Origin of the sequence: Variovorax sp. PAMC26660 (genome assembly GCF_014302995.1) — a bacterium.
Classification (GTDB): domain Bacteria; phylum Pseudomonadota; class Gammaproteobacteria; order Burkholderiales; family Burkholderiaceae_C; genus Variovorax.
Genome location: NZ_CP060295.1, coordinates 4,520,627 through 4,536,557 on the forward strand (window position 1 = coordinate 4,520,627; position 15,931 = coordinate 4,536,557).

The 15,931-nt window shown below is 67.3% G+C and carries 17 protein-coding genes; 7 read left to right on the forward strand and 10 right to left on the reverse strand.

The features are described from left to right. The first annotated feature begins 16 nt into the window (after positions 1-16). Genes H7F35_RS21155 through H7F35_RS21165 form a run of 3 tightly spaced genes read left to right on the forward strand, consistent with a single transcriptional unit; the run spans position 17 to position 2,968 of the window. Positions 17-1,231, forward strand: coding sequence for a vWA domain-containing protein (locus H7F35_RS21155; protein ID WP_187108550.1), 1,215 nt, complete (start codon positions 17-19; stop codon positions 1,229-1,231). Between the two features lie 43 nt (positions 1,232-1,274). Beyond that, entirely contained in the window at positions 1,275-1,931 is a 657-nt protein-coding gene (locus H7F35_RS21160; RefSeq protein ID WP_187108551.1) for a CoxG family protein, read from the forward strand. A gap of 14 nt (positions 1,932-1,945) precedes the next feature. Beyond that, positions 1,946-2,968, forward strand: a complete 1,023-nt coding sequence (locus H7F35_RS21165) for an XdhC family protein (protein WP_187108552.1) — start codon at positions 1,946-1,948, stop codon at positions 2,966-2,968. Between the two features lie 27 nt (positions 2,969-2,995). Here the strand turns inward: H7F35_RS21165 and mnhG are convergent, their stop codons facing one another. The 10 genes from mnhG to H7F35_RS21215 form a co-directional block, all read right to left on the reverse strand. Continuing rightward, a complete protein-coding gene (mnhG, locus tag H7F35_RS21170; RefSeq protein WP_187108553.1) occupies positions 2,996-3,352 on the reverse strand; it encodes a monovalent cation/H(+) antiporter subunit G in 357 nt (118 codons plus the stop codon). After that, positions 3,349-3,627, reverse strand: a complete 279-nt coding sequence (locus tag H7F35_RS21175; protein WP_187108554.1) for a K+/H+ antiporter subunit F — start codon at positions 3,625-3,627, stop codon at positions 3,349-3,351. Before H7F35_RS21175 ends, mnhG begins: the two co-directional genes overlap by 4 nt. Next, entirely contained in the window at positions 3,624-4,115 is a 492-nt protein-coding gene (locus H7F35_RS21180; RefSeq protein WP_187108555.1) for a Na+/H+ antiporter subunit E, read from the reverse strand. The genes H7F35_RS21175 and H7F35_RS21180 overlap by 4 nt, the downstream gene beginning before the upstream one ends. Next, positions 4,112-5,785: a monovalent cation/H+ antiporter subunit D gene (locus tag H7F35_RS21185; protein ID WP_261803700.1), complete on the reverse strand. Its 1,674-nt coding sequence runs from the start codon at positions 5,783-5,785 to the stop codon at positions 4,112-4,114. The genes H7F35_RS21180 and H7F35_RS21185 overlap by 4 nt, the downstream gene beginning before the upstream one ends. A gap of 41 nt (positions 5,786-5,826) precedes the next feature. Further along, complete coding sequence (locus H7F35_RS21190; RefSeq protein ID WP_187108557.1) at positions 5,827-6,177, reverse strand: Na+/H+ antiporter subunit C; 351 nt, start codon at positions 6,175-6,177, stop codon at positions 5,827-5,829. Next, positions 6,177-9,134, reverse strand: a complete 2,958-nt coding sequence (locus tag H7F35_RS21195; RefSeq protein ID WP_187108558.1) for a monovalent cation/H+ antiporter subunit A — start codon at positions 9,132-9,134, stop codon at positions 6,177-6,179. Before H7F35_RS21195 ends, H7F35_RS21190 begins: the two co-directional genes overlap by 1 nt. A 78-nt stretch (positions 9,135-9,212) precedes the next feature. Further along, positions 9,213-9,590, reverse strand: a complete 378-nt coding sequence (crcB, locus tag H7F35_RS21200) for a fluoride efflux transporter CrcB (protein ID WP_187108559.1) — start codon at positions 9,588-9,590, stop codon at positions 9,213-9,215. A gap of 168 nt (positions 9,591-9,758) precedes the next feature. Beyond that, positions 9,759-11,060 carry a TRAP transporter large permease gene (locus H7F35_RS21205; RefSeq protein WP_187108560.1) on the reverse strand — a complete coding sequence of 434 codons (1,302 nt, stop codon included), beginning with the start codon at positions 11,058-11,060 and terminating at the stop codon, positions 9,759-9,761. Continuing rightward, entirely contained in the window at positions 11,053-11,562 is a 510-nt protein-coding gene (locus tag H7F35_RS21210) for a TRAP transporter small permease (RefSeq protein WP_187108561.1), read from the reverse strand. Before H7F35_RS21210 ends, H7F35_RS21205 begins: the two co-directional genes overlap by 8 nt. 21 nt (positions 11,563-11,583) lie before the next feature. Next, positions 11,584-12,552, reverse strand: a complete 969-nt coding sequence (locus tag H7F35_RS21215) for a TRAP transporter substrate-binding protein (protein WP_187108562.1) — start codon at positions 12,550-12,552, stop codon at positions 11,584-11,586. A 213-nt stretch (positions 12,553-12,765) separates the two neighbouring features. Here H7F35_RS21215 and H7F35_RS21220 point away from each other — a divergent pair, with 213 nt between their 5' ends. From H7F35_RS21220 to H7F35_RS21235, 4 genes are all read left to right on the forward strand, one after another. Further along, positions 12,766-13,455, forward strand: a complete 690-nt coding sequence (locus H7F35_RS21220; RefSeq protein ID WP_187108563.1) for a TonB C-terminal domain-containing protein — start codon at positions 12,766-12,768, stop codon at positions 13,453-13,455. Positions 13,456-13,498: 43 nt separating this feature from the next. Then, positions 13,499-14,005, forward strand: coding sequence for an RNA polymerase sigma factor (locus H7F35_RS21225; protein ID WP_187108564.1), 507 nt, complete (start codon positions 13,499-13,501; stop codon positions 14,003-14,005). 100 nt (positions 14,006-14,105) lie between these two features. Further along, entirely contained in the window at positions 14,106-15,110 is a 1,005-nt protein-coding gene (locus tag H7F35_RS21230) for a FecR family protein (RefSeq protein ID WP_187108565.1), read from the forward strand. Positions 15,111-15,357: 247 nt separating this feature from the next. Then, positions 15,358-15,909: a hypothetical protein gene (locus tag H7F35_RS21235; protein ID WP_261803292.1), complete on the forward strand. Its 552-nt coding sequence runs from the start codon at positions 15,358-15,360 to the stop codon at positions 15,907-15,909. Positions 15,910-15,931 lie beyond the last annotated feature (22 nt).

Consider the following 15,931-nt stretch of genomic DNA (forward strand, 5'->3'; position numbering starts at 1 on the left):
GCAACGGGGCACACGCATGACCGGCGTCCAGCAGCTCGGCGACGTACGCAGCGGCAAGCTCGCCGGCAACATCACCGCGTTCGGCCGCGCCTTGCGCCGTGCGGGTGTGCGTACCGACGCCATGCGCATCGCGCTCGCTGCCGAAGCCGCCACGCTGGTCGGTGTCGAAGACAAGCTCGACCTGAGCGCCGCAATGGAAGCCGTCATGGTGAGCCGCGAACAAGACCGCATGGTGTTCCGCGAACTCTTCGATGCCTGGTTCCGCGACCCCGAGCTGGCCAACAAGCTGCTCGCCCAGATGCTGCCCAGCGCCGAAGGCAAGGCCGAGCCCTCGAAGCGGCGCCCGCGCGTGCGCGAGGCCCTCACCGCGCCACGCGATCCGGCCAAACCTGCGCTCGCGGTCAAGCCCGACAAGGAGGTCGAGTTCGATGCCGCCATGACGTCGAGCGACCGCCAGCGCCTGCAGCATGCGGACTTCAACGCGCTCGGTGCTTCCGAATACCGGCTGGTCGAACGGCTCGCACGCGACATCCGCTTGCCGGTTCCCTCGCTGCCTTCGCGCCGCCTGCGGGTGGCCAGCGATGCGGGTCGGCAGCACGCGCGCATGCACTGGCCCGGCGTGCTGCAGGAGGCCGCGCGCACCGGCGGAGAAATCCTGCGCCTGCCACGGCTGACCCGGCGCGAGCAACCTTTGCCGTTGCTGGTGCTGGTCGATGTGTCGGGCTCGATGGAGCGCTATGCGCGGCTGCTGCTCGCGTTCCTTCATGCGTCCACGCGGCGGGCCGGACGGCGCGACGTGTTCGCCTTCGGCACCCGGCTGACCGATTTGACGCCGGCCTTCCGGCTGGCCGACACCGATGCCATGCTCGGCGCCGCCAGCCTTGCCATCGACGATTTCGCGGGCGGCACGCGCCTGGGCAGTTCGCTGACCGAGCTGCGCCGTTTCCACGCCCGCCGCCTCACTGGCCGCCGCACGCTGGTGCTGGTGATCAGCGACGGCCTGGACACCGGCGAGCCTGCCGTGCTCGAAGACGAATTGCTGTGGCTCAAGCGCCATTCGCGCCGCCTGCTGTGGCTCAACCCGCTGCTGCGCTTCGAGGGCTACGCCCCTCTGGCGCGTGGGGCCAGCGTGTTGCACCGGCAAGCGGACGCGATGCTGGCGGTCCACAATCTCAGTGCGCTCGAACAACTGGCCGCCAGCCTCGCGGCCCTCATGCGATCCGGCCGCTAGTCACGCCAGTCAAGCCAGCCAGACAGAACCCAAGGAAGACACGATGGAAATGCTCGGAAACCGCCGTCTCGGCGTCACGCAACAACAGGCCTGGGAAGCGCTCAACGATCCCGAAACGCTGAAGAAGTGCATTCCCGGCTGCGACAAGTTCGAGCTGACGGGGGACAACACCTACAGCGTTGCGCTCGCGGTCAAGATCGGCCCGGTGTCGGCCAAGTTCAGCGGCAAGGTGATGCTGTCGGACATCGTCGCGCCCGATGGCTACAAGCTGACCTTCGAGGGGCAGGGCGGCGTGGCGGGGTTTGCGAAGGGGGCGTCGAGCGTCACGCTCAGGCCGCTGGCGGATGCGGTCCCCGCAGAGGCGCCAGCGGACGCGGCAATTGCCCATGAAGCCGAGGCCGCATCGCCGCCGCCTGTCGGCTGCGAACTCGACTACACCGTGCAGGCCCAGGTCGGCGGCAAGATCGCCCAACTCGGCCAGCGCCTGATCGATGGCGCCGCCAAGTCGACCGCCGACGATTTCTTCAAGCGCTTCGAGGCCGAGATGCAAAGCCGCTACGGTCCGCCGCCAGCGCCCGTCGCGGAAGCGGTTGAAGCACCTGCGGAGAAATCAGGCGTCATGTCGGGCCTGATGAAGAAGATCGGCCTGGGCAAGAAGGACGACAAGGACGCGCCCCCCACACCGGGCGACGCCAGCTAGCGACGGCCCACGCCATGGAAAACCTCGACGTCATGGTGCTGCGCACGCTGCGCGACTGGCGGCGTGCCGGCAAGCGTGCGTTGCTGACCACCGTGGTGCGCACCTGGGGCTCGTCGCCCCGGCCAGTGGGTTCGATCATGGCGCTGGCGGAAGACGGCGCGGTGGTCGGTTCGGTCTCGGGCGGCTGCATCGAAGACGACCTGATCGCGCGCTACAGCCATGCCCACGGCAAGGGCGAAGACGTGCCGCTGGGTGCGCCACCAGCGCTCGTGAAGTACGGCATCACGGCCGACGAGGCGCATCGCTTCGGCTTGCCGTGCGGCGGCACGCTGGAGCTGCTGCTCGAATACGCGCCCGATGCCGATGCGCTCGACACGCTGGTCACGCAGCTCGAACAGGGCCGGCTCATGCGGCGCACGGTCACGCTGGCCACCGGGGTCGTGGCGCTCGCCGAGGCGACGGCGCCCGACGAACTCACGGTGAACGACACCGAGCTCACCAACACCTTCGGCCCCGAGTACCGCATGCTGCTGATCGGCGCCGGCCAGCTCGCCGAATACCTTGCGACCATGGCCAAGTTCAGCGGTTTCGCCGTGACCTTGTGCGACCCGCGCGCCGAGTACCGCACCGCATGGTCGCTGTCCGGCGTGCACATCACGACCGAGATGCCCGACGACGCGGTGCTGGCCTTCAGGCCCGACCGGCGCAGTTGCGTGGTCGCGCTCACGCACGACCCCAAGCTCGACGACCTTGCGCTGCTCGAAGCGCTGCAGAGCGAGGCCTTCTACGTCGGCGCCATCGGCTCGCGCCGCAATGCCGATGCGCGGCGCGATCGCATGATCGAGCACTTCGACCAGACGCCTGCGTCGCTCGCGCGCCTGCGTGGCCCCATCGGCATCTTCATCGGCAGCAAGACGCCACCCGAGATTGCGGTGAGCGTGATGGCCGAGATATTGGCGGTGAAGAATGCAGTGACGCTGCCGCGCGAGGTGGAAGTGGCGCGCGCGAAGGAAATGCAGCACCTGCAGCCGAGCTGAACGCTCAGCAGGCTTGTTCGCGTCTTGTCAGCCCGACTTGGCTTGAGGCGGCACATTGCCACCCTTTTGCCGTTCGCGGAACAGCGCAGCGCGCATCAGGAAGATGGTGGTGATCGGCGCCGTGAGCGCGATGAACAGCACGATCAAAATTGCGTGCAGGAACAGGCTGAAGCCCTGCACCGAGAAGTACACCATCGTGGCGACGGTCATGCACCACACGCCCACCGTGGCACCCAGCGTGGGCGAGTGAATGCGGCGAAAAAAGGTGGGCAGCCGCACCAGGCCGAAGGAACCGATGGCCGCGAAGGCCGCGCCCAGCACGGCGAACACCGCAGTGACGATTTCCGCCCACAGCGGCAGCGGTCCGACGATGAAGTCGTTCATTCGATCACCTCCCCGCGCAGCAGAAACTTGGCCATGGCCGTCGACCCCACGAAGCCGAACAGCGCCGTGAGCATGGCCGCCTCGAAGTACACATTGCTCGCGTAGATGATGCCGAGCACCAGCATCATCATCATGCCGTTGATGTAGAGGCAGTCCAGCGCCATCACGCGGTCTTGCGCGGTCGGGCCGATCAGCAGCCGGGTGACCGCGCAGAGCATGGCCACGGCCAGCAGGAAGAGCGCGAACTTCAGCGCCCAGAAGAGGATGGGTGTCATGACTCGAAGATCTCCATCAGGGGGCGTTCGTAGCGCTGCTTGATCATGGCGACGAAGGCCGCCTCGTCGTCCAGGTCGAACACATGGATCAGCAGCGTGCTGCGGTCGAACGCCACTTCGCCCCAGGCGGTGCCGGGCGTGAGGCACATGATCATGGCGAGCACGGCCAGGCCGTTGGGGTCGCGCATGTCGAGCGGGATCTGCACGAACTTCGAGCCGATGCGCGAGGTGCGGCGCGTGAGCAGCAGCCGCGCCACGTCGAACGCGGACTTCAGCATGTCGAAGGTCACGAGGAAGGACAGCCGCAGCGCGACGCCGGGCCGGCGCATGCGCACGGCGGCCGGCCGCAGGCCCTTGGTGATCAGCGGAACGGCGATGGCCAGAATCACGGCCGACACCAGCGTGGTCGTTTCGAGCGACTGTTCGAGCAGCAGCCAGACGATGAACAGCGCGAACGAGAGCGGCGGCGAGGGAATCAGGCGCTTCATGGGGCGGCGCCTTCGTGCGGCACGGTCACGGTCGCAGGCACGGGGTTGGGCACCTGCCTGGCACCCATCACGGCGTTGCGATAGGGCGCGGGGTTGAACAGCCCTTCTGCGGTGGCCTGCGCATGCCGCATCACCGGTTCAGCCCAGATCGTCAGCGCCACGCAGGCCGCGAGCAGACCGGCCACAGGCAGCACTTCGAGCGCGGGCAGCGATGGCATCGTGGCGTGCGGCTGCGTCCAGAAGTGGCGAATGCCCGTGCGGCTCAGCGCGATCAGCGACAGGAAGCCGGAGACGATCAGCAGCGTGAGGAAGGTCCAGCCGGCTGCCGTGAGTCCCTGGGCGCCGAGCAGCCCCGAGAGCATCGCGAACTTGCCGACGAAGCCGGACAGCGGCGGCAGGCCCGCGAGCAGCAGCGTGCAGCCCATGAAGCTCAGGCCGAGGAAGGCCACGCCGGCCGGAATGGCGCGGCCGTAGAGGGCTTGCGCCTCGTCGTCGAGGTTCACGTCGGCCAGCGCGCTCAGGTCTTCGGACAGGAAGGGCGCATTGCCCGCCGCCTCGTGCGGCGCAACGCTCATGCCGGCGTTGCGCCAACGCTCGATCATGTCGATCAGCAGGAAGAAGGCGCTGACCGCGAGCGTGGAACTCAGCAGGTAGTACAGCGCCCCCGCCCACACAGCCGGCTGACCGAGGCCGACCGCCGCCAGCAACGTGCCCGCCGACACCAGCACGCTGAAGCCCGCGAGGTTCGACAGCCGCTGCGTGCCGACGATGCCGATGGCGCCGACGAACAGCGTCGCAAGACCGATGCCGACCAGCGCGACCTGCCCGAAGGCAGCCGAAGCGCCGGTGTCGGGCGCGAACAGCACAGTCCACAGCCGCAGGATGGTGTAGATGCCCAGCTTGGTCAGCAGCGCGAACACGGCACCCACGGGCGACACCGCTGCGCTGTAGGCCGGCACCAGCCAGAAGTTGAGCGGCCAGGCCCCCGCCTTGGCGAAGAACGCGGTTGCGAGGATGGCCGCCGCCGCATGCACCAGCCCGCGATCACCGGGTGACAGCTCCGCGATGCGCATGCCCAGGTCGGCCATGTTGAGCGTGCCGGTCACGCCGTACAGGATGGCCGCACCGATCAGGAACAGCGACGAGGCCGCGAGGTTGATCGCGATGTAGTGCAGCCCGGCCTGCACGCGCAGCCGGCCCGAGCCGTGCAGCAGCAGGCCGTAGGAGGCCGCGAGCATCACCTCGAAGAACACGAACAGGTTGAACAGATCGCCGGTGAGGAAGGCGCCGTTCAGGCCCATGAGCTGCAGTTGCAGCAGCGGATGGAAGTGCACGCCCGCGCGGTCCCAGCGCGAGGTGGAATAGATCGATGCCGCGAAGGCGACCACGCCCGTGAGCGCGACCATCATGGTCGAGAGCCGGTCGGCCACCAGCACGATGCCGAAGGGCGCGCGCCAGTTGCCGGGCAGGTAGACGCCGATCGAGCCGGGGCCGCCGCCGGTGTCGGCTGCGTTCACCCAGCGCAGCAAGGCCAGCGCCGCGAGCAGGCCGATCAGGCCCGAGATCACGCTCAGGGCCGACTTGGTGCGGCGGCGGTTCTCGCCCAGCAGCAGCATGAGTGCGGCGGTGAGCATCGGCACGAGGATCGGCACCGCCACGAGGTGCGGCATGCTGAACTCGAGGAACCGGTCGAGCAGGTGGAAGATTTCTTTCACTCTGCCTCCTGCCGCTCTTCACCGTCCACATGGTCGGTGCCGGTGAGGCCGCGCGAGGCGAGCATGACGACCAGGAACAAGGCCGTCATGGCGAAGCCGATCACGATGGCGGTCAGCACCAGCGCCTGCGGCATCGGGTCGGCCGTGTTGGCCAAGGTGGCGGTGAAGCCCTTGACCAGCACCGGCTCGCTGTCGACCTTGAGCCGGCCCATGCTGAAGATGAAAAGATTGACCGCATACGAGATCAGGGTCAGGCCCATGATGACCTGGAAGGTGCGGGGGCGCAGCAGCAGGTAGACACCCGAGCCGGTGAGCACGCCGATGGCGAGGGCGAGCACGATTTCCATCAGCGGGCTCCCTCTGCCAAGGCGGCTTCTGCTGCGGCGGCCTTGGCCTCCGCTTCCTTCTCGGCCTGTTCATCGGCCCAGCGGTGGCTGCGTATCGATTGGTGGGCCAGCGCGGTAAGGATCAACATGGTGGCGCCGAGCACCAGCGCGAACACGCCGATGTCGAAGAAGAGGGCGCTGGGCACGTGGATGTCGCCCAGCAGCGGCAGGCTCAGGTGCAAGGTGTGCGTGGTCAGGAAGGGATAGCCGAACACCACCGCGCCGCTGCCGGTGGCCAGCGCAAACAGCAGGCCGATGGCGATCCAGCGACGCGGGTAGATGCGCAGGTGCTCTTCGACCCACTCGGTGCCCGAGACGATGAACTGCAGCACCAGCGCGACCGACATCACCAGCCCCGCGACAAAACCGCCGCCCGGCGCGTTGTGCCCGCGCATGAAGAAGTAGACCGACACCAGCGCCGCCAGCGGCAGCACCAGCCGCACCAGCACGGCCGGCACCATCAGGTAGCCGACGGCCGTGTCCTTGGCCAGGCGTGGGTTCAGCAGGTCGCTGCTGCCGTCGTCCACCTGCTGGCGCTGTTGCACGGGCAGGGCCATCGATTCGATGGCCGGGCGAAAGCGCCGCAGCAGCGCATACACGGAGAGCGCCACGATGCCGAGCACGGTGATTTCGCCGAAAGTGTCGAAGCCGCGGAAGTCGACCAGCATCACGTTGACCACGTTGGTGCCGCCGCCTTCGGTGAGCGCGCGTTCGAGGAAGAAGGGCGAGATGCTTTGCGGGAAGGTGCGCGTCATCATGGCCCAGGCCAGCGCGGCCATGCCGCAGCCGGCGACGGTGGCAACCAGCAAGTCGCGTCCGCGGCGGCCCCAGGGGCGCAGCCGCATGCGCGCGGGCTGCACCACGTCCTTGCTGCGCATCGGCAGCCAGCGCAGGCCCAGCAGGATGAGCACGGTGGTCACGGCCTCGACCACCAGTTGGGTCAGTGCCAGGTCGGGCGCGGAGAACCAGATGTACGTTACGCAGGACACGAGGCCCGCGGCTGCGGCCAGCATCAGCGCCGCAAGCCGATGGAACTTGGCCTGCCACGCGGCGGCCAGCGCGCAGGTGCCACCGATGAGCCAGGTCATCGCGAACATCGGCGAGAAGGGCAGCAGCTCGCGTGTGCCCGGTGCTGCGGGGGTGACCCACATCGCGGCGGTGGCGCCGGTCACGGCCACCAGCACCAGCAGCAGCAACTGCCACTGCATGCGGCGAGTGCCGAACAGGCGACGGCTGCGGCGGCCGGCTTCGCTGAGCAGTGCGAGCAGGTGCTCGAAGATGACTTGCCCGTCGAAGCGATGCAGCAGCGGCGTGTGCTCAAGACCGCCTGCCGCGCGTCGGCGGCGCTGCAGCAAATACAGCACGCCGCCGCCCACCAGCGCCACGAAGCTCATCATCAGCGGCAGATTGAAGCCGTGCCACACGGCCAGGCTGTAGTCGGGCAGCGTGCCGCCGACCACCGGCGTGGCGGCAGCCGCCAGCATCGGGCCGACGGACCACGCCGGCGCCACGCCCACCACCAGGCACACCAGCACCAGCAGCTCGACCGGCACGCGCATCCAGTGCGGCGGCTCGTGCGGATGCTTGGGCACTTCGTCGCCGCAGGGCGGGCCGAAGAATACGTCGAACACGAAGCGCGCCGAATAGGCCACGCTGAAGATGCCCGCGAGGGTGGCGATGACGGGCAGGCTGAAATCGACCCAGGGCGTGGCCTGGATGAAGACCGTCTCGGCGAAGAACATTTCCTTCGACAGAAAGCCGTTGAGCAGCGGCACGCCGGCCATCGAGGCGCTGGCGATGATGGCCAGCGTGCCCGTGATCGGCATCAGCCGCATCAGGCCGCTGAGCTTGCGGATGTCGCGCGTGCCGGTCTCGTGGTCGATGATGCCGGCCGCCATGAACAGCGAGGCCTTGAAGGTCGCGTGGTTCATCACATGGAACACCGCCGCCACCGCCGCCAACGGGCTGTTCAGGCCCAGCAGCAGCGTGATGAGCCCCAGATGAGAAATGGTCGAGTAGGCCAGCAGCGCCTTCAGGTCGCGCTGGAACATCGCGATGAAACCGCCCAGCAGCAGCGTGATCGCGCCTGCGCCGCCCACCATCCAGAACCATTGCTCGGTGCCCGACAGCACCGGCCAAAGCCGCGCCATGAGGAACACGCCGAGCTTCACCATCGTGGCCGAATGCAGGTAGGCCGACACCGGCGTGGGCGCGGCCATGGCGCGCGGCAACCAGAAGTGGAACGGGAACTGCGCGCTCTTGGTGAAGGCGCCCAGCAGCACCAGCACCAGCGCCACGGGGTACAGCGCATGCGCGCGGATCAGGTCGCCCGAGGCCAGCACCACGTCGAGGTTGTAGCTGCCGACGATGCGGCCCAGCACCAGCACGCCGGCCAGCAGGCACAGCCCGCCCGCACCGGTGACGGTGAGCGCCATGCGCGCACCGCGCCGCGCGTCGCGCCGGTGGTGCCAGTAGCCGATCAGCAAGAAGGAGAAAAGGCTGGTGAGTTCCCAGAACAGCACCATCTGGATGAGGTTGCCCGAGAGCACCACGCCCATCATCGCGCCCATGAACGCGAGGAAGAACGAGAAGAAGCGCGGCACCGGATCGGACTTCGACATGTAGTAGCGCGCATAGAGCACCACCAGCGCGCCGATGCCCAGTACCAGCATGCAGAACAGCCATGCGAAGCCGTCCATGCGAAACACGAGGTTCAGGCCCAGGGCCGGCAGCCACTCGATTTCTTGCCTGATCACATTGCCATTGGCGATCTGCGGAAAGAACCATGCGGCCTGGATGGCACAGCCGAGTGCGACGAGTCCCGCGAGGGTCGACTCCCTGTTGCGCGCGTTGGAGGGCATCAACGCGGCCAGCACGCTGGCAATGAAGGGGAGAGCGACGAGAAAGACCAGGGGCATTGTGGTCAATTCTATCGATCGACCCCGATGTGGCCTCTATTTATAACCGCAGGACATCAGGCGGTTTTCATCAAGTGGTCAACCCGAGAACGCCTGCACGGTGCGGATGCCGAGCCATGTCAGGAAGAGGGAGCCGCCAAGATGCGCGGCCGCCGTGAGCATGGCCACGCCGCTCCGGCCTTCGAGCAGCATCGTCGTGACCTCGGCCGAGAAGCTCGAGAAGGTCGTGAGTCCGCCCAGGAAACCCGTCACCAGCGCCAGGCGCCAGACCGGATCGAGATTGGGCAGGAGCTGGAACATGGCGATGGCCAGCCCGATGAGGTAGCCCCCGATCAGGTTGGCGGCCAGGGTGCCCCAGGGCATGAGTCCGCTGGCGCCGAACCACAGGGCAAGGCCCCAGCGTGACAGGGCGCCCAGCGAGGCGCCGATACAGATGGCAAGAACCGGAAGCAGCATCGGCCTATTGTCTGGGCAGTTGTTGCCATGGCCCCTGATGGATCAGGAGGCCGTGATTTCTTTTCGTGGAGCACCGAGGAACCGGCTTTGCCGGGCCGCTGGTGTTGCCCCCGGTAGGGGGTTGGAGAAGCGACACGAAGTGCGCGCAGCCTGGGGGCGAGCTCAATTTCATGGCGCCATCTGCTGAGGTAGCCAGGTCACCAATTGCGGCACGAAGTAGATGAGCAGCACCGCCGCCACCATCAGGAAGAACATCGGCAGCGTCACGCGCGCGATGTACAGCAGGTCCTTGCCGGTCATGCCCTGCAGCACGAACAGGTTGAAGCCCACCGGCGGCGTGATCTGCGCCATCTCGACCACCAGCACGATGAAGATGCCGAACCAGATCGGGTCGATGCCGGCCGCGGTGACGGTCGGCATGATCACGCCCATGGTCAGCACCACCATCGAGATGCCGTCGAGGAAACAGCCGAGCACGATGTAGAACGCCGCCAGCATCAGGATGAGCTGGAACTTCGACAGGCCGAGCGAGCCGATCCATTCGGCCAGGTGCCGTGGCAGGCCGATGTAGCCCATGGCCAGCGTCAGGAAGGCCGCGCCCGCGAGGATGAGAGCCATCATGCAGTACAGGCGCGTGGCACCGAGCAGCGCTTCCTTGAAGCTGTGCCAGTTCAGCGAGCCCTGCACGCCGGAGATAACCATTGCGCCGACCACGCCCACGGCCGCCGCCTCTGTGGCGGTGGCGATGCCCGCGTAGATGGAGCCGAGCACCGACAGGATGAGCAGGGCCACCGGGATCAGCGACATCGAGGCCTTGAGCTTTTCCAGGAAGGGCAGCTTTGCGTCGGCCGGCGGCACCAGATCGGGGTTGCGCAAGGCCCAGAACACGATGTAGCCCGAGAACAGCAGCGCGAGCAGGATGCCCGGGATGACGCCCGCGATGAACAGCCGCGCGATCGACACGTCCGCGCTCACCCCGTAGACGATCATGATGATCGAGGGCGGGATCAGCAGGCCCAGCGTGCCGGCACCGGCGAGCGTGCCGATGACCATGTCGTCGGGGTAGCCGCGGCGCTTGAGCTCGGGCAGGCTCATCTTGCCGATGGTGGCGCAGGTGGCGGCGCTGGAGCCCGACACTGCCGCGAACACCGCGCAGCCCACCACGTTGGTGTGCAGCAGCCGGCCGGGCAGGCTCTGCATCCAGGGCGCCAGGCCCTTGAACATGTCCTGCGAGAGCCGGGTGCGGAACAGGATCTCGCCCATCCACACGAACAGCGGCAGCGCGGTGAGCGTCCAACTGGAGGCAGAGCCCCAGATGGTCACGGCCATGGCGTCCCCCGCGGGGCGGGACGAGAAGATCTGCATGGCGATCCAGGCCACGCCCGAGAGCGTGAGGCCGATCCATACGCCGCTGCCGAGGATCAGGAAAAGCGCGGCAATCAGCAGGCCCGCAACGGCAATGTCACTCATGGCGCAGCGCCTCCGTCTCGACCGGCTTGGCCGGCCTGCCTCGCCATTCGATGACGAACTCGTCGAACGCCGCAATGGCGAACACCAGCGTACCGATGGCCATCGAGAGCTGCGGCAACCAGAGCGGCGTGGCGTCGTTGCCGGTGGAGATGTCGTGGAAGTCGAACGATTGCCAGGCAAGCCGCGCGCTGTACCACGCGAACAGCACCGCGAGCAGCGCGCTCGCGGCCATGGCCCAGCGTTCGAGCCAGCGCTGCGCCGCGGGCGACAGGTTCTGCAGGATCAGCGTCACGCGGATGTGCTCGCCGCGCTTGAGCGTGTGCGCGAGCGCGAGAAAACCGGCGCCGGCCATCATGTATCCCGCATACGCATCGATGCCCGGAATGTTGAAGTGAAGCTGCCGCCCGATGATGGAGAGCAGCACCATCACCAGCAGGCCGATCATGAAAAGCGCCGCCAGGGCGGCGGCGCTGTTGTAGAGAAAATCAAGTGTCTTGCGCATCGGATGCTGTTCGGCGCTGTGTCACATCTTCTTGTACGCGTCGACCACCGCCTGGCCTTCGGGCCCCGACTTGTCGAGCCATTCCTTGATCATGGTGTCGCCGACCTTCTTCATGTCGGCCTTGAGCGCGGCAGACGGCACATGCACCGTCATGCCGTTCTTCTTGAGCAGGTCGAGGTATTCGAGGTTCTTTTTCTTCGACAGCTCCCAGCCGCGCTTTTCCGCATCGGCCGCAGCCTTGAGCACGGCGTCCTGCGTGGGCTTGTCGAGTGCGTCGAAGGCCTTCTTGTTCATGAGCACCGCGTTCTTCGGCAGCCAGGCCTGGGTGTCGTAGAAGTTCTTGATGTATTCGTAGGTCTTGGTGTCGTAGCCCGTGGAGCCCGACGACATGTACGACTCGATCACACCGGTGGCCATGGCCTGCGACAGCTCGGCCTGTTGCACCGTCACCGGCTGCGCGCCCACCAGTTCGCCGATGCGGGCGGTGGCGGGGCTGTAGGCACGCCACTTCACGCCCTTGAGGTCGGCGGCCGAGGCGATTTCCTTTTTCACGAAGATGCCCTGCGGTGGCCAGGCCACCGTGTAGAGCAGCGCGATGCCCTGTTCGGCCAGCCTCTTTTCAAGCGCGGGCTTCTGCGCCTGATAGAGCTTCCAGGCGGCGTCGTAGCTGTCGGCCAGGAAGGGAATGCCGTCGGCACCGAACATCTGCCATTCGTTCTGGTAGTTCACCAGCAGGATTTCTCCGAGCTGCGCCTGGCCGCCTTGCACCGCCCGCTTGATCTCCGGTGCCTTGAACAGCGAGGCGTTGGAGTGCACCGTGATCTTGAGCTTGCCGCCGCTGCCCTTGTCGACGTCGCTGGCGAACTGGGTGATGTTCTCGGTGTGGAAGTTGCTCGCCGGGTAGGCGGTGGGCAAGTCCCACTTGGTCTGCGCGAAAGCCGCAGCGCCAAGGGTCAGACCAGCAAGGGCAATACCGAACTTGTGATTCATTAGCGCGCTCCGGAACGGGTTGAAAGCAAAACCAAAGGAAGCATACGAGCAAATTCCAGGCCACTTTCTGAGGCATTTCCCTGCCATCCCGCCTGCCGCCAATGGGGCAGGGCCCGTCACCGTTCCGTCAAATGGCGTCGATAGCATGCGCTGCGATCCAGGCCGCACCCTCGTGCGGCGAGTCGATCCGCATTGCATGAACTCCACCCGCCTATGGCAACAACGGTCCCGCGCGCCGGTGCATTGGCACTGGTGCTTGGCATGACCATGGCCCTGGCGAATCCGAGTGCCCAGGCCGGGCCACCGGCCCGCATCGACGTGCCGGCCACGCGGCCGGCGCCGCGCCATGTGCGCATGCACTTCGACATTCCCGCCCAGCCGCTGCAGGCCGCGCTCGATGAGCATGGCGCGGCGACGGGGTGGTCCGCGTTCTACGGCGCCGATTCGATCGGCGGCGTGCAGTCCGCCGCCGTGCAGGGCTGGTACACGCCCGACGCCGCGCTGCGCCTGCTGGTCGAGGCCGCGCACCTGTCGGTGCAGTACACGGCGGCCGATGCCTTCGTGCTCGAACCGGGCGCGCCCGACACCGCGGCCGCGCCGCTGCCGCGCGACCCCGTGTACGAAGGCCTGCTGCAATCGCGCATGCGCGAGGTGTTCTGCCGCGATGCGCGCATCGCACCCGGCAACTACCGCGTGGCCGTGAGCTTTCATCTCGACGGCGAAGGCCGCATCGAGCGGCCGGTGCTGCTCGATCCCACCGGCGACACGGCGCGCGACGAGGCCATTCTTCAGGCCTTGCGGCAGGTGCGCACGGGCCTGCCGCCGAGCCGGCCGGCGCAGCCCTTCACCATGCTGATCGTGCCGAAGGCCTCCGCCGCCGGCCGCGATTGCGAGCGCCAGTGACCCGCGTGCGCACGCAGGCCCTGCACTTTTCTTTCTTCAGCCCATGAGCGACACCGGGCTGGGCGTGCTGCGCGACTTCATGTTGCGCCGCTATGAAGACCTCAAGCGCCGGCTGACGCTTCAGCTCGGCAATGCCGACCTGGCGGGCGACGCGCTGCAGGACACCTGGGTGCGGCTCGAAGGCGGCGCGGAAACCAGCGGCCCCGTGCAGTACCCGTTGAGCTACCTGATGCGGATGGCCACCAACGCGGCGCTCGACCGCCTGCGCTCCGAGAGCCGCTTCCTGAGCGGCACCGAGGTCGAGCAGGTGTTCGAGAGCCTGTCCGACCCCGCACCCGGCCCCGCGCAAACGGCCGAGGCTCGCTCCGAGGCCCAGCGTCTGGCGGCGGTGATCGAAGAGATGCCGCCACGCCGCCGCCGCATCCTGATCCTGATCCGGGTCGACGAAATGCCGCGCCAGGAAGTGGCGCGTCGCCTGGGCGTGTCGGTGAGCCTGGTCGACCGCGAACTGCGGCGCGCGCACGACCATGTGGTGGAGCGCATGCGATGAACCGCGACCGGTGTGCAGGAATGGCTGTCGAGAACCGTCTGATGAAGATGTGCTGCGTGTTTGCGTCGTCGATGTCCCGGTCCCGGAGCGGCCCGTGTCCATGACCGTGCCCCGCGATCCGGGCCCGCGCCAGCAGGCCCCCGATGCGCTCGATGCACAGGCGCAGGCCTGGGTGCGTCGCCTTGCGTCGGGCGCCGCGCGGCCGCGCGATGCGCGCGCGCTGAAGCACTGGTGCGCCATCAGCGAAGCCCATGCGCAGGCGTTCCGCAAGGCGCACCGGCAATGGCGCGAGCTGCTGCCCGCCGCCACCCTGGCCAGCCATGCCGATCCCGAACTCGCACGGTTGCGCACCATGGGCAACACGGCGGCCCTGCCGTTGCCGCGGCGCATGTTCCTCGGCGGCGCCGTCGCGGCATCCGCAGCGGCCATCGGCGTGGCGCTGGTGCGGCCACCGCTGGACCTGTGGCCTTCGGTGCAGGCACTGCAGGCGGATTTCCGAACAGGCGTCGGCGAACAGCGCAAGCTCGCGCTCACGCCCACAGTCACCGTGGAGATGAACACGCGCAGCAGCCTGGGCGTGCGCGCGGCCAACGGCCAGCCGCAAGGCATCGACCTGATCGACGGCGAGGTGTCGGTCAACGCGTTGCGCGCGGCGCAGCCCTTCACCGTGGTGGCCAGCGAAGGCCGTGTGTCGGCAACGGACGCGCGCTTCGAGGTGCGGCGGCTGGCCGAAGGCATCTGCGTGACCTGCATCGAAGGCCAGGTCCGCGTGGCCACCGGCGGGAGCGATATTGCGCTGATGCCGTCGCAGCAGGTGGTGTACGACCGGCTCGCCATGGGGGCGGTGCGGCAGATCGACGCCGCTGAACTGTCGCCGTGGCGCGAAGGCATCCTGAGCTTTCGCAAGACCGCCTTGACGCAGGTGGTGGCCGAGATCAACCGCTACCGGCCAGGCCGCGTGGTGCTGCTCGCGCGCTCGCTGGGCGACAGGCCGGTGAGCGGCCGATTCCACATCGGCGATCTCGACAAGGCCATTGCGCAGATCCAGCGACTGTTCAGGCTCGATGCCACGTCGTTGCCGGGCGCGATCGTGGTGTTGAGCTGAGGGCGAAACTTCAGAATGGATTCAGGAAGTCCGGCACTTCGCCATCTAAAGTCATGACTGCCAAAACGCGTATTGCCGTGAGATGAAGTACGGCCACCGACCCTGTTCGAGAGCCCCGTGAGGGGCTTTCCTGTTTGTGGACGGCCTCTGTTGCCTCAAGGCTTGGAGCGGCGCTGCTTTCATGCGCTGCGACAAGAGCAAATGCGTTGGCCACTGACCGGGAGGGAGGTGAAACAAGGAATCCAACATGAATATTTCCCCGCGCCATTGTCATCTGGCTTCGCTTGCGCTGATCGGCCTGGCCGCGCTGCAGTCGCCGCAGGTTCAAGCCCAGACGCAGCCCGCATCGTCCGCGCCCTCCGCATCATCCGCACCGATCGACCGCAGCATCGGCAGCGCGGACAAGTGGGAGCTGACGATCTCGCCGTACGCCTATCACTGGAGCCACAGTCCGGAACACCGCAGCGTCTATCTGATCGGGGTCGAGCGCCACCTGCCCGACAACTGGCTGTGGGGCGCCGGCTTCTTCAGCAACTCCTTCGGGCAGCCGAGCGCCTATGCCTACTACGGCTACCGCTGGGACAACCTGTTCGATCAGCCTTCGCTCTACGCCAAGCTGACTGTCGGCCTGATGTACGGCTACGTGGGCCAGTACAAGAACAAGGTGCCCTTGAACTTCGGCGGCTTTTCACCGCTGGTGATTCCGGCGCTGGGCTATCGCATCACGAAGCAGGATTCGGTGCAGATCGCGCCACTGGGCAAGGCCGCATTGCTGTTCACCTACAACCGCAGCTTCTGAGGATTCGCGATCCGCAGACGCC

Coding starts and splice junctions, on each gene's coding strand:
- H7F35_RS21155 (WP_187108550.1), top strand. CDS start 17: ATGACCGGCGTCCAGCAGCTCGGCGACGTACGCAGCGGCAAGCTCGCC.
- H7F35_RS21160 (WP_187108551.1), top strand. CDS start 1,275: ATGGAAATGCTCGGAAACCGCCGTCTCGGCGTCACGCAACAACAGGCC.
- H7F35_RS21165 (WP_187108552.1), top strand. CDS start 1,946: ATGGAAAACCTCGACGTCATGGTGCTGCGCACGCTGCGCGACTGGCGG.
- mnhG (WP_187108553.1), bottom strand. CDS start 3,352: ATGAACGACTTCATCGTCGGACCGCTGCCGCTGTGGGCGGAAATCGTC.
- H7F35_RS21175 (WP_187108554.1), bottom strand. CDS start 3,627: ATGACACCCATCCTCTTCTGGGCGCTGAAGTTCGCGCTCTTCCTGCTG.
- H7F35_RS21180 (WP_187108555.1), bottom strand. CDS start 4,115: ATGAAGCGCCTGATTCCCTCGCCGCCGCTCTCGTTCGCGCTGTTCATC.
- H7F35_RS21185 (WP_261803700.1), bottom strand. CDS start 5,785: ATGCCGCACCTCGTGGCGGTGCCGATCCTCGTGCCGATGCTCACCGCC.
- H7F35_RS21190 (WP_187108557.1), bottom strand. CDS start 6,177: ATGGAAATCGTGCTCGCCCTCGCCATCGGCGTGCTCACCGGCTCGGGT.
- H7F35_RS21195 (WP_187108558.1), bottom strand. CDS start 9,134: ATGCCCCTGGTCTTTCTCGTCGCTCTCCCCTTCATTGCCAGCGTGCTG.
- crcB (WP_187108559.1), bottom strand. CDS start 9,590: ATGCTGCTTCCGGTTCTTGCCATCTGTATCGGCGCCTCGCTGGGCGCC.
- H7F35_RS21205 (WP_187108560.1), bottom strand. CDS start 11,060: ATGAGTGACATTGCCGTTGCGGGCCTGCTGATTGCCGCGCTTTTCCTG.
- H7F35_RS21210 (WP_187108561.1), bottom strand. CDS start 11,562: ATGCGCAAGACACTTGATTTTCTCTACAACAGCGCCGCCGCCCTGGCG.
- H7F35_RS21215 (WP_187108562.1), bottom strand. CDS start 12,552: ATGAATCACAAGTTCGGTATTGCCCTTGCTGGTCTGACCCTTGGCGCT.
- H7F35_RS21220 (WP_187108563.1), top strand. CDS start 12,766: ATGGCAACAACGGTCCCGCGCGCCGGTGCATTGGCACTGGTGCTTGGC.
- H7F35_RS21225 (WP_187108564.1), top strand. CDS start 13,499: ATGAGCGACACCGGGCTGGGCGTGCTGCGCGACTTCATGTTGCGCCGC.
- H7F35_RS21230 (WP_187108565.1), top strand. CDS start 14,106: ATGACCGTGCCCCGCGATCCGGGCCCGCGCCAGCAGGCCCCCGATGCG.
- H7F35_RS21235 (WP_261803292.1), top strand. CDS start 15,358: ATGAATATTTCCCCGCGCCATTGTCATCTGGCTTCGCTTGCGCTGATC.